General features: G+C 61.3%; 12 protein-coding genes. 3 read left to right on the top strand and 9 right to left on the bottom strand.

What is annotated here, in order from left to right; genetic code table 11:
* Positions 1-22 precede the first annotated feature (22 nt).
* Positions 23-667, top strand: coding sequence for a 2-polyprenyl-3-methyl-6-methoxy-1,4-benzoquinone monooxygenase (gene coq7, locus G8764_RS06945; protein ID WP_166163514.1), 645 nt, complete (start codon positions 23-25; stop codon positions 665-667).
* A gap of 40 nt (positions 668-707) precedes the next feature.
* On the opposite strand, the gene G8764_RS06950 is transcribed toward coq7, so the two are convergent.
* On the bottom strand, positions 708-1,136 hold the full coding sequence (locus G8764_RS06950; RefSeq protein WP_166163516.1) for an OsmC family protein: 429 nt from the start codon (positions 1,134-1,136) through the stop codon (positions 708-710).
* A 395-nt stretch (positions 1,137-1,531) separates the two neighbouring features.
* On the opposite strand from G8764_RS06950, the gene crp reads away from it, so the two are divergent.
* Complete coding sequence (gene crp, locus G8764_RS06955; protein ID WP_166163518.1) at positions 1,532-2,167, top strand: cAMP-activated global transcriptional regulator CRP; 636 nt, start codon at positions 1,532-1,534, stop codon at positions 2,165-2,167.
* Between the two features lie 170 nt (positions 2,168-2,337).
* Here crp and trpC read toward each other — a convergent pair whose 3' ends face one another.
* The 6 genes from trpC to rpe all read right to left on the bottom strand — a co-directional run bounded on the left by trpC (position 2,338) and on the right by rpe (position 8,217).
* The gene (gene trpC / locus G8764_RS06960) at positions 2,338-3,138 is read right to left on the bottom strand and encodes an indole-3-glycerol phosphate synthase TrpC (protein WP_166163520.1); all 801 of its coding nucleotides are present in this window, start codon (positions 3,136-3,138) and stop codon (positions 2,338-2,340) included.
* Between the two features lie 39 nt (positions 3,139-3,177).
* The gene (gene trpD / locus G8764_RS06965) at positions 3,178-4,221 is read right to left on the bottom strand and encodes an anthranilate phosphoribosyltransferase (RefSeq protein WP_166163522.1); all 1,044 of its coding nucleotides are present in this window, start codon (positions 4,219-4,221) and stop codon (positions 3,178-3,180) included.
* Positions 4,221-4,874, bottom strand: a complete 654-nt coding sequence (locus G8764_RS06970; protein ID WP_166163524.1) for an anthranilate synthase component II — start codon at positions 4,872-4,874, stop codon at positions 4,221-4,223. Before G8764_RS06970 ends, trpD begins: the two co-directional genes overlap by 1 nt.
* Positions 4,871-6,355, bottom strand: a complete 1,485-nt coding sequence (gene trpE, locus G8764_RS06975) for an anthranilate synthase component I (RefSeq protein ID WP_166163526.1) — start codon at positions 6,353-6,355, stop codon at positions 4,871-4,873. Before trpE ends, G8764_RS06970 begins: the two co-directional genes overlap by 4 nt.
* A 453-nt stretch (positions 6,356-6,808) precedes the next feature.
* Entirely contained in the window at positions 6,809-7,510 is a 702-nt protein-coding gene (locus tag G8764_RS06980) for a phosphoglycolate phosphatase (protein ID WP_341806323.1), read from the bottom strand.
* A gap of 35 nt (positions 7,511-7,545) precedes the next feature.
* Complete coding sequence (rpe, locus tag G8764_RS06985) at positions 7,546-8,217, bottom strand: ribulose-phosphate 3-epimerase (RefSeq protein ID WP_166163530.1); 672 nt, start codon at positions 8,215-8,217, stop codon at positions 7,546-7,548.
* A 62-nt stretch (positions 8,218-8,279) separates the two neighbouring features.
* On the opposite strand from rpe, the gene G8764_RS06990 reads away from it, so the two are divergent.
* Positions 8,280-9,644 carry a DUF3530 family protein gene (locus G8764_RS06990; protein ID WP_166163532.1) on the top strand — a complete coding sequence of 455 codons (1,365 nt, stop codon included), beginning with the start codon at positions 8,280-8,282 and terminating at the stop codon, positions 9,642-9,644.
* Positions 9,645-9,682: 38 nt separating this feature from the next.
* Here G8764_RS06990 and murU read toward each other — a convergent pair whose 3' ends face one another.
* Both murU and G8764_RS07000 read right to left on the bottom strand, forming a co-directional pair.
* Positions 9,683-10,363, bottom strand: a complete 681-nt coding sequence (gene murU / locus G8764_RS06995; protein WP_207951768.1) for an N-acetylmuramate alpha-1-phosphate uridylyltransferase MurU — start codon at positions 10,361-10,363, stop codon at positions 9,683-9,685.
* Between the two features lie 5 nt (positions 10,364-10,368).
* A complete protein-coding gene (locus G8764_RS07000) occupies positions 10,369-11,532 on the bottom strand; it encodes a phosphotransferase (protein WP_207951742.1) in 1,164 nt (387 codons plus the stop codon).
* Positions 11,533-11,591 lie beyond the last annotated feature (59 nt).

Consider the following 11,591-nt stretch of genomic DNA (forward strand, 5'->3'; position numbering starts at 1 on the left):
AATCTCCCTAAAGGTATAGTAAATGTCGACACGCCGTTTATCCCTCGCCGACCAGCTCCTCTCCCAGGCGGACAAGGCCCTGCGCACCCTGGCGCCGGGCAGCACACCGCAACACCGCCCCTCGCCAGCCGACGCGGCAGAAACCAAAGAATTGAGCGAGTCGGAACGGCGCCACGCCGCCGGGCTAATGCGCGTCAATCACGCCGGCGAAGTCTGCGCCCAGGCGCTGTATCAGGGCCAGGCACTAACCGCCAAGCTGCCCCGGGTGCGCCGGGAAATGGAGAGCGCCGCGGCTGAGGAGGTGGATCACCTGGCCTGGTGCGAAGAGCGGCTCGACCACCTGGGCAGTCACACCAGCCTGCTCAACCCACTCTGGTACGGCATGTCGTTTGGCGTGGGCGCCGTCGCCGGCCTGATCAGTGACAAGGTAAGCCTGGGCTTCGTCGCCGCCACCGAAGAGCAGGTCTGCAAACACCTCGAAAGCCACCTGGCCACCCTGCCGCCGCAGGACAGCAAGAGCCGGGCAGTGGTGCAGGCAATGCTCGAAGATGAGGCCAGGCACGCCACCACGGCATTAAAATCCGGCGGCCTGCCGTTTCCAAAACCGGTAAAGGGGCTGATGAGCCTGGTCTCCAAAGCCATGACCAAAACCAGCTACCGACTGTAACCTCCTGCGCTGGCGGCAAGCCGCCGCTGGCGTGTGTGCGTTACTTGAACTCCGGGGCCACGATTTCGTAACTGTGGCTCAATTCAACCCCCGCAGCCTCCATCATAATCGAAGCCGAGCAGTACTTGGTAACGGACAGTTCAACCGCCCGCTTTACCTGGGCCTCCTTGAGCTTGACCCCGGTGACCACAAACTTCATGTGAATTTTGGTAAATGGCGACGGTGTGCCCTCGGCACGCTCAGCCTCCAGCTCTACCCGGCAATCCAGAACTTGCTGGCGCGACTTCTGCAAAATACTCATGACGTCAAAGCTGGAGCAGCCGCCGATACCGAGCAGAATCATCTCCATGGGCCGGGCGCCCATATTGCGTCCGCCATGATCGGCGGCACCGTCCATAACCACGGTGTGCCCAGTGCCCGATTCGCCCAAAAACATCACGCCGTCTACCCATTTAACCGTTGCCTGCATCACAAATCCTTAACCTGCTGTTAGCTGTATTTTTGCCTGCGCAAGAGTACCACAAACCGGCGATGGCATTGAACGTGCAGACTCGAGCAGATACGCTGGCAGCCGCCTGCAGACGTTAACCGGTTCACAAAGCAGCCCCCCCAATCCGCCGCGGACTGGCACATTACCCCAATTGCCCACATAATCCCGCCAACCTCTACTCAACCGCCAGCCGCCGCTCAACTTTTCAGCAACAGTTGACCCGACTCCATGACCAGGCGATTGGCGAGCAGGCGCAATTGCGACTACTATAGAGTAGGCTTGGACAAATATTTTCACATCAAGGTCTTGGCAAGCAGACCCACTCCACGGGCTGCACCACCGGAACACTTTCGCAACACAACGAGGATCAACCATTGGTTGCCGTAGCATTAAGCCCTCATATCAAGAACGTAGATGAATTCCTGGGGCACTGTCACCGCCGTCGCTACCCGGCCAAGAGCACCCTGATCTACGCCGGAGACAAGAGCGACTCGCTCTACTACATCATAAAAGGCTCGGTTACTGTCATAATCGAGGACGACGAGGGCCGGGAGATGATCGTCGCCTACCTGAATGACGGCGACTTCTTCGGCGAGATGGGCCTGTTTGAAGACGTGGACTCACGCAGCGCCTGGGTGAGGGCAAAAACCGAGTGTGAAGTGGCGGAAATAAGCTACACCAAATTCCAGGACGTAGCCGCCAACCACCCGGAATTCCTGTTTGCACTGGGCACCCAAATGGCCAAGCGCCTGCGTGCCACCACCCGCAAGGTCGGCGATCTCGCCTTTCTCGATGTCACTGGCCGGGTCGCCCGCACCCTGCTCGACCTGTGCAAGGAACCGGACGCCATGACTCACCCGGACGGCATGCAGATCAAGATCACCCGCCAGGAAATTGGCCGCATCGTCGGCTGCTCGAGAGAAATGGTAGGGCGGGTACTTAAAACCCTGGAGGATCAGGGCCTGGTATCGGTAAAAGGCAAGACTATGGTGGTGTACGGTACCCGCTGAGGGGCGCCGGCAGCAGCACCCAATACCCAAACCCAAGTACCCACGACTTACAGCCAGCGCCTGTCCGGTGACAGGCGCCCTGCTTAGCTCTCAGAACCGAACAGCAAATTGGTGTGCCACTGGCCTCACACTTGCCCTGGGCGGCAGCATTGTACAGTGGCCGGAACCCACTACGAATTAAACATCTCCAGCAGCTTGTGCCCCGGATCCGGGCAGCGCATAAACGCCTCCCCCACCAGGAACGCATTGACGTTGTGACCGCGCATGGCGAGAACATCATCAATAGTGTGAATGCCGCTTTCGGTTACCACCAGGCGTTCATTGCCAATCCGCTCCAGCAACGCGAAGGTGTGGTCCAGACTGACCTCGAAAGTGTGCAGATCACGGTTATTGATGCCGATCAGTTTATTCGGCAGGCGCAGGGCTTGCTCCAACTCCTCCGCGTTATGCACCTCAACCAGCACATCCATACCCAGTTCGTGCGCCAGGGCATTGAGCCGCTGTAACTGCTCAAAAGGCAAGATGGCGACGATCAACAGGATGCAGTCGGCGCCAATTGCGCGGGATTCGTACACCTGGTACTCGTCGATAATAAAATCTTTGCGAATAGCGGGGAGGGAAGAGGCATTGCGCGCCTCCTGCAAGTAGTTGTCGCAGCCCTGGAAAAAGTCCACATCAGTCAGCACCGAAAGACAGGCCGCGCCGCCTTTTTCGTAACTGATGGCGAGCTCGGCCGGATAGAAATCCTCCCGAATCACACCCTTGCTGGGCGAGGCTTTCTTTATTTCCGCTATCACCGCTGCCAGGCCGGCATTGACCTTGTTTTCAATCGCGGCCGCGAACCCTCGGGCGGGCGGCTGTGCTGCCGCCAACGTCTTGAGATCTGGCAGCGGCTGGCGCTGCTGGCGCTCGGCAATTTCCTCGCGCTTGCGCGCGACGATTTTTTCCAGAACTGTAGGCATGTTATTCATAGGCACAACCGTTATCACGCTCCTGTCGATCCACTGGGATCACTCTCCAGCTTCCTTCTGACAGCGGGTGAAAGCCGCCAGGTCGTTTATTTTCTCCCGCGCCAGGCCGCTGCAGATAGCATCCTGGGCCATGGCCACCCCTTCCGCCAGCGAGCTGGCAATAGCGCTGACATAGATGGCCGCGCCGGCATTGAGGGCAATGATGTCCGCCGCCTTCTCCGCCGCCGGAGTACTGCGTTTTGACAGGGCATCCACTATCAGCGCCAGCGACTGCTCGGCATTGGCCACTTGCAGCCCCTCCAGGCCCTGATTCTGCATAGCGAAGTCTTGCGGCTTGACGCTGTATTCCGTTACCACACCGGCCTTTAGCTCCGCCACTAGGGTCTCGCCGTTGATTGTGATTTCATCCAGCCCGTCACGAGCATGCACCACCAGCACGTGCTCGCTACCGAGGCGGCCCAGCACTTCCGCCATCGGCCGGCACAACTCGGCGTTGTACACCCCGAGCACCTGGCGCTTGACCCCAGCCGGATTGGTAATCGGGCCCAGCACATTGAAAATGGTGCGCTGCCCCAGCTCCCGCCGCGGGCCTATGGCGTGTTTCATGGCGCCGTGGTGGGCGGGCGCGAACATAAAACCAACCCCCAAGGTCTCGACACAGCGAGCCACCTGGGCCGGGCTGATATCCAACTGCACACCCGCGGCCTCGAGCACGTCGGCACTGCCCGTGGACGAAGACACCGAGCGATTGCCGTGCTTGGCCACATGACCGCCGGCCGCCGCCACCACAAATGCCGCAGCGGTCGACACATTGAACAGGCTGGCGCCGTCGCCACCGGTGCCGCAGGTATCCACCAGCGCCGGGGCATTGATCGTCACTCCGCTGGCCAGCTCGCGCATTACGCTGGCGGCACCGGTGATCTCATCGATGGTCTCGCCCTTCATTCTCAGGCCCACCAGCAAGCCACCGATCTGGGCCGGGGTGGCCTGGCCGGTCATGATGCTGCGCATCACGGCGATCATCTCAGTGGTGGTGAGGTCCTGGCGGTTGATAACCCGCCCCAACGCCTGCTGCATATCCATTAGCTGTTCCCCTTGCTGTCGCGATCCGATAGGGCGCCGCGGTCCGATAGGGCGCCGCGGCCCAATAAAGCGCCGCGGCCCAATAGAAAGTTACGCAGCAAATCGTGGCCGTGTTCCGAGAGGATGGACTCCGGATGAAACTGCACCCCCTCGACATCCAGCTGCTTGTGACGCACGCCCATAATCTCATCGACCTCGCCACTCTCAGTCTGGGTCCAGGCGGTCAGCTCCAGGCACTCCGGCAGGCTTGCTTTTTCTATCACCAGCGAGTGATAGCGCGTGGCCTGGCAGGGGCTCGGCAGGCCGCGAAAAACGCCCTCACCAGCGTGATAAACCGGCGAAATCTTGCCGTGCATCACCTGCCGGGCTCGCACTATGCGGCCGCCAAATGCCTGGCCAATACTCTGATGCCCCAGACAAATGCCGAGCAGTGGAATGCGGCCGGCGAACGCCTTGATCGCCGCCACCGAGACCCCCGCTTCGTCGGGTGTACAGGGTCCGGGGGAGATGACAATTTTCTCCGGGGCCAGCTCGGCGATGCCGGCAACGCTGATTTCATCGTTGCGGACAACGGTAACCTCGGCGCCCAACTCACCCAGGTACTGCACTACATTGTAGGTAAAGGAGTCGTAGTTATCGATCATCAGAATCATTGTCCGACCTCCCCTTGCAACACCATATCCACCCCGCGAAAAATCGCCCGCGCCTTGTTCATCGTTTCCTTCCACTCCAGCGCCGGCACTGAGTCGGCCACGATGCCGGCACCGGCCTGAATATAGAGAATGTCATCCTTGATAACCGCGGTGCGAATCGCGATGGCAGTATCCATATTGCCATTCCAGGAAAGGTAGCCCACCGCACCGCCGTATATGCCGCGCTTTTCATTTTCCAGCTCATCAATAATCTCCATGGCCCGAATCTTGGGGGCGCCGGACAGGGTGCCGGCGGGCAGGGCCGCCCGCAACACATCCATCGCCGTCAGGCCACTGCGCAGCTGGCCGGTGACATTGGAGGTCACATGCATGACGTGGGAATAGCGCTCCACCACCATCTTGTCGGTGAGTTTGACACTGCCAATTGCAGCTACCCGGCCGATATCATTGCGACCGAGATCGATCAACATCAGGTGCTCGGCGATTTCCTTGGGGTCATTGACCAGTTCTTGCTCCAGGGCGAGATCTTCAGCCGGGGTGTGACCGCGCCGGCGGGTACCGGCAATCGGCCGGACGGTGACCTCGCCATCCTCCAGCCGCGCCAGGATCTCCGGACTGCAGCCCACCACGTGGTGGTCGCCGAGATTGAGAAAATACATATAGGGCGACGGATTGAGGCTGCGCAGGGCCCGGTAAAGGTTCAGCGGCTCTGCGGCAAACGGGATCGACAGGCGCTGGGAGATCACCACCTGCATGGTGTCACCGGCCAGAACATACTCGCGAATCGCCTCCACCGCCTGGCGGAAATTAGCTTCGCCAAAACTGGAAGTAAAATCGGCTTCACGGGCGTGCTCACCGGTCAGTTTGATCGGCGCCAATACCGGCGCACTCGCCGCCAGCCGCGCCTCCAGCTGATCCAGCTTGCTTTCGGCTGTCGCCAGCGCGCCTGCTTCGGCAGGGTCGGCGTGCACGATCAGGCTGAGGGTGCCGGACAGATTGTCAAATACCAGCACCTCGTCGGACACCATCAGCAGGATATCCGGAGTGCCAATGCTGTCGGCGGGCTGCGAGGGCTTTAGCCTGGGCTCCACGTAGCGCACACAGTCGTAGCCGAAATAACCCACCAGGCCGCCATTGAAACGCGGCAGGTTGTCCAGCTCGGCGACCCGGTAGCGGGCCTGGAACTCCTCCACAAAAGCCAGCGGGTCCTGGCACTGATGCCGCTCCACCACCACCCCGTCAGTTTCCACCAGCACCGACTCCCCGCACACTTTGAGAACCGTGCGCGCGGGCAAGCCGATCATGGAGTAGCGGCCCCATTTCTCCCCACCCTGGACGGATTCAAACAGATAGGTATAGGGGCCGTGGGCCAACTTCAAGTAACTGGACAGGGGAGTGTCAAGGTCGGCGAGCACCTCGCGGACAACGGGTATACGATTAAAACCCTGGGCGGCCAAGGTGGCAAATTGTTGGGGAGACATGTGAAGTCCTTGCGTGAATTCTAAACCAATGGAGTGCTGTGGAGCGGTTACTGTGCGCGGGTCAGGCCCGCCATAAACTTATGCGCGCCATCGCCACGGGGAATTGGCCGCTCCCCGAACAGAAGCATAGACATAAGTTTGCTTAATCACGTAATCACCTGGTTTATCGGTTCACGAGCTTAACTTCGACAAAGCTTGCGCTGGCAGCAACAGATTTTATCCCCATCGGGTTAACACCCATAACAAGTACGACTATTGCTTAGTACGACTATTATTGATGCTGCCGCTATTGTTTGTTGCCGCCTTAGCACTTCGCAATGATGGGGCTCAGCGGGCCGACCCCAAAAAAACAGGCGCTAGTTTAGCCCCTCACTGCCACGCTGTACAGGGCCTGCAACAGCGACCCTGCCTCCGCCTGCAGACCGGGACCTGACGGCGGTGCCAGCAGGCAGATCAAACCGCCACCGCAGCCAGCCCCTGAACAAAGAAATGGCCCAGGTTATCGGTCAGCCAGTCCGGATTATCCTGCGCCACAGGCAGCCCCCGGTTGTAACCGTATGCCACCGCCACGCTGGCCACCCCTGCCGCCCGGGCAGCGGCGATATCATTGACCGAATCACCGACCATCAGGGCTCGCTGCGGGCTCACCCCCAGACGTTCGAGAATATGATTGAGAGGGCCCGGGTCGGGCTTTTTCACTGCCAGCGAATCCCCCCCCAGCCACAGGCGAAAGTATTCGTCGATACCCAACTGCTGCAGCAGTTGGGGCACGAACTGGCCCGGTTTATTGGTCACCACCGCCATGGCAACACCGGCGGCTCGCAGCGCTTGCAGAGCCTGCATAACCCCCGGATAGAGCGCCGTATAGCGGCCATTATAGTGCTGGTAACGGCGAAAAAAGTTCTCCAGGCAGCTCTGGTGCAACTGCGGACTGACCTGCTCTTCCGGCACCCTCAGCGCATCCGCCAGCGCTCTCAACACCAGGGCCGCGGCGCCGTTGCCGACCCACAGGCGCGCCTTGTATTCGCCGGCGGCGGGATAACCGAGGTCGAGCAGGACTTCATCGACAGCGGCGGACAGGTCGGGCACACTGTCCGCCAGGGTGCCGTCGAGGTCAAACATAACCAGCTCGGGCTTGCGACGGGGAAAATCCACGCTAAACATACCTGCTTTAAGTTTTTGGGTTGCGTCTAAACGTCGGCCAACTGGCTGCGCATAGCGGCGATGGCAGCGCTGTAATCACCCTTGCCAAAGATGGCCGAACCGGCCACAAAGGTATCGGCCCCGGCCCTGGCAATCTCGCCTATATTAGCGGCCGTCACCCCGCCGTCGATCTCCAGCCGAATGGGCAGCCCCAGGGCATCGATGGCAGCCCGGGCCTCGCGCAGTTTGTCGAGGGTATAGGGAATAAATTTCTGCCCGCCAAAGCCCGGGTTGACTGACATCAACAGCAGCATATCCAGCTGCGGCAAAACATGCTTGACCGCCGCCAGTGGCGTGGCCGGGTTCAGTACCAGGCCAGCCTCACAGCCGGCCTGCTTGATCAGCTGCACTGAGCGGTCCACGTGGCGCGAAGCCTCGGGATGGAAAGTAATGATACTGGCGCCGGCATCGGCGAATTGACCGATCAAATCATCCACCGGCTCTACCATCAGGTGCACATCGATGGGCGCGGTGATACCGTACTTGCGCAGCGCCTGGCAGACCATGGGGCCAATGGTCAGGTTGGGCACATAGTGATTATCCATCACATCAAAGTGCACAATGTCCGCGCCGGCCTTCAAAACCGCATCCACTTCCTCTCCCAATCTGGCAAAATCTGCCGCTAATATAGAGGGAGCAATTTTAAATTCCTGCTGCATAAGATTACCTGCCGTTAACCCCGGTAAGGGAAAAATAAACAAGCCCGAGGGGCCACTGTCGGATGAAAGACGCGAATTGTACTGAAATTATTGCCCCACTCCTACCCGCCATTGCGCGGCGACGGCAACGACTGGCGCCGGCGACAACACTATTGCAAGCTGGTGCCGCACAGCGCCACCTGCCACGCCGCCGCGCCCTGCTCGCCCTTCTGCTGACCGCGCTGCTTTGCCAGGCCCCGCCAAGTCTGGCACAGGACCCGGCGGCGGCGCAAAATCCCGCGAACGACGCTACCGAGGCAGATCCAGCCACAAGCAACACACCTGAGGTAACGCCCAAGACAACACCTCAGGTAACGCCGAACCCGCCCCAGGTATCCCCCGACCCGCCCCAGCCACCCCGCTACCAGTCCAGGGAAGAGCGCGATATGCAACTGTTGGCCGAGGAGCAAGCAGTGGCCTCGGCCATTTGGTTGACGGCATTGGACACGCCGTTTCTGTCGCTCTACCAGCCCGACACCAGCGGCAAACCTGTGGGCGCAGTCCTTATCGTCAACGCCGCCGGCCAGCACAGCGACTGGCCCTCCAGCACTGCAAATATACGCCTCAGCCTGCCGCAGTTCGGCTGGCACACCCTCTCCACCGAACTGCCAGCACCCGCACCAGCGCCGGTACCCGAGCGCACCTTCAGCCCGGCCGGGATACCAGACAAGACTGGCGACCCGGCAGCAGACCAGGAGGGTGCAGACACGGAAAATACCGCCGCCGAGGAGGCAACAACAACACAGGATACGGGAGAAGAGAGCACCGATGACAAGACAGACGCCGCCGAGCCCGACTCCGGCGCCGCTCCTGCCGAGCAACCCCAGGCACCGGCCAACGACAATCGAAACAGCGGCGCCAACCCGGCGCCCGCCGCCGAAGAGGCAGCGCCAGAACACCCCCCTGAAGAGCTGGCCCTGGCGCGGCTGCAGGCCAGCATTGACTTCCTCCACCAGCAAGGCCAGTTCAATATCGTCCTGCTCGGTCACGGCATCGGCGCTGCTCGCGCCGCCTGCTTTATCAAGCAATTACCGCTAGCAAACCCAAACGCCCAATCGCGCCCGATCCGGGCGCTGGTGCTGGTCAACCCGCGCAACCACATCGAGGGCAGCGATATTGACCTGCCCGAATGCCTGCGCGACCCGCAGCTGCCGGTGCTGGATGTGTACCACGGCCGCCAACTGTTGGATCGGCGCGAAGCACAGGCCCGGCTGCATCGTAGTCGCCGTCTCGGGCTGGGCAATTACCAGCAGCTGCGGCTGCCGCCAGAGGCGCACCTTGCCCGCTCGAGCGGGAGCCAAGAGGGGAGCGAGAGCCGCCTGGCGCGCCGTGTGCGCGGCTTTCTCGAACGACACGCCCGCGGCACCAGCCGCAATAGCAGCAACTAAAATACCAGCAATACCAGCAATACCAACACTAACAGCCGCTAGCCCGGCGCACCTCGCAACAGCGCATCCAGCGCCTGCAGACGCTCCGGCGTGCCGATATCCCACCACTGGCCGCGATAAAGCTCGCCGCAGAGGCGCTGCTGCTGCAACGCCCCGGCCAGGACTTCGCGCAGCGGGAATACCTCGCGCCGCCGGGGGTAGTCAGCCACCAGTTGTGGCCGCAGCAAACTGATGCCGCTAAAGGTATAACCGTCCCCTCGCGCCCCGGCGGCCAGCAGCCGCTCTCCACTGAGGGAAAAATCACCATTCGGGTTGTGACCCGGGTTGGGCACCAGCACCAGCTTGCCGAGACAGTCCTCGGCCAGGCCGGCTTTAATCAGTCGCTGGAAAGGGTAGTCGGTCCAGATATCACCGTTGACCAGCAGGAATGGCTGCTCCCCCAGCAGCGGCAAGGCCTTCGCCAGGGAACCACCGGTTTCCAGCGGGTAGGGCTCGACAGAGTAGTCAATACTGACCCCGAACCCGGCCCCATCGCCCAGCAATGCCATTATCTGCTCGCCCAGGTGGGCCACATTGATCACCAGCCGGGTGACACCGACAGCCCGCAGGCGCTCGATATGGTAGAGCAGCAGGGGTTTACCGGCGACGGGCAGCAGTGGCTTGGGGGTGCTATCGGTAAGTGGCCGCATGCGCTTACCGTAACCGGCGGCCAGAATCATTGCCTTCACAACGTTACCTCACCCACCTGGCGGTAGTCGCGGTACCAGGGCTGCCCGACGCAAGCCGGCAACAGTCGCCGCTGGAACAGCTCGACCAGGTCGGCGAATTGCGAATATTGCTGCGCCACCTCGAGGGTGTAGCGCAACACCAGGGGCAAATCCCGCAGGTAACCGGGCTTGCCATCGCGCAACCAGAGGCGGGCAAAAATACCCAGCACCTTGATGTGGCGCTGTAAACCCATCCAGTCAAAGCAGCGCAAAAATTCATCCTCTGCCTTCGAGTCCTGCAGACCCGCCGCCTCCGACCCCAGCAACCCCGCCTCTAGCGCCATCTCCCTGTAGGCCAGCGCCCAGCCACGCACTCGCTGCGGCGGCCAGCGCAAATAGCAGTCGCGCAGTAGCGATACCAAATCGTAGGTAATCGGGCCGATGACGGCATCCTGGAAATCAATGACCCCGGGCGGCTGTCCGGTCCGGCAGATCAGGTTGCGACTGTGGAAATCCCGGTGCACCCACACCTGGGGCTGAGCCAATGCCGAGTCTTCCAACAGGCGAAACACCGACTGCAACATAGCCTGCTCGCTAGCGCTGAGCTCGACACCCAGCAACCTGGGGATAAACCACTGCGGCAACAGGGCCATCTCGGCACCCAGCCGCGCGCGATCGTAGCGCGGTACCGGCAGGGCGGCGCCGCCCTGGGGCGCTGGCAAACTCTGCGCCGGGCAGCGCTGCAGGCGCAGCAGGGTTTGCATGGCCTCAGCATAGAGGCAGTCGGCATTATTGGCACTGATCACGGTGCTGTAGAGCGCATCGCCAAAGTCCTCGATCAGCAGCAAACCCTGTTCGAAATCCGCTGCCAGCACTCCGGGGGTCGCCACCCCCTGCTGTCGTAGACAGTCGGCGATGGCGACAAAGGCCGGACTGTCCTCAGTCGCGACCGGCGCTTGCACTGCCAGCAACGAGGGCCGGGTATTAACCCGGAAGTAGCGCCGAAAGCCGGCGTCGCCACTGAGCGGGACGAGCCGCAGGGGCGCATCTCCGGGCAACTGCACCGCCGCCTCCGCCGACAACTCGCACAGCTGTTGTTGCACCCACGCCAGCAACCCTGAGCCACTCATTGCCGCCGTTAAATTTTTCGTCACGCCCACTTCCTCCAACGTTGTACTCACACTGTTGCCCCACCCGGATATCCGCAAATTCTACCCGAAGCACAGCAATAGCGAACAAC

Source organism: Pseudomaricurvus alcaniphilus, from assembly GCF_011440395.1.
GTDB lineage: Bacteria > Pseudomonadota > Gammaproteobacteria > Pseudomonadales > Cellvibrionaceae > Pseudomaricurvus > Pseudomaricurvus alcaniphilus.

Excerpts from the sequence above, each read along its gene's own strand:
- rpe (WP_166163530.1), bottom strand. The coding sequence starts at position 8,217 with ATGCAGCAGGAATTTAAAATTGCTCCCTCTATATTAGCGGCAGATTTT.
- trpE (WP_166163526.1), bottom strand. The coding sequence starts at position 6,355 with ATGTCTCCCCAACAATTTGCCACCTTGGCCGCCCAGGGTTTTAATCGT.
- G8764_RS06990 (WP_166163532.1), top strand. The coding sequence starts at position 8,280 with ATGAAAGACGCGAATTGTACTGAAATTATTGCCCCACTCCTACCCGCC.
- trpC (WP_166163520.1), bottom strand. The coding sequence starts at position 3,138 with ATGAATAACATGCCTACAGTTCTGGAAAAAATCGTCGCGCGCAAGCGC.
- murU (WP_207951768.1), bottom strand. The coding sequence starts at position 10,363 with ATGATTCTGGCCGCCGGTTACGGTAAGCGCATGCGGCCACTTACCGAT.
- trpD (WP_166163522.1), bottom strand. The coding sequence starts at position 4,221 with ATGGATATGCAGCAGGCGTTGGGGCGGGTTATCAACCGCCAGGACCTC.
- G8764_RS06970 (WP_166163524.1), bottom strand. The coding sequence starts at position 4,874 with ATGATTCTGATGATCGATAACTACGACTCCTTTACCTACAATGTAGTG.
- G8764_RS06950 (WP_166163516.1), bottom strand. The coding sequence starts at position 1,136 with ATGCAGGCAACGGTTAAATGGGTAGACGGCGTGATGTTTTTGGGCGAA.
- coq7 (WP_166163514.1), top strand. The coding sequence starts at position 23 with ATGTCGACACGCCGTTTATCCCTCGCCGACCAGCTCCTCTCCCAGGCG.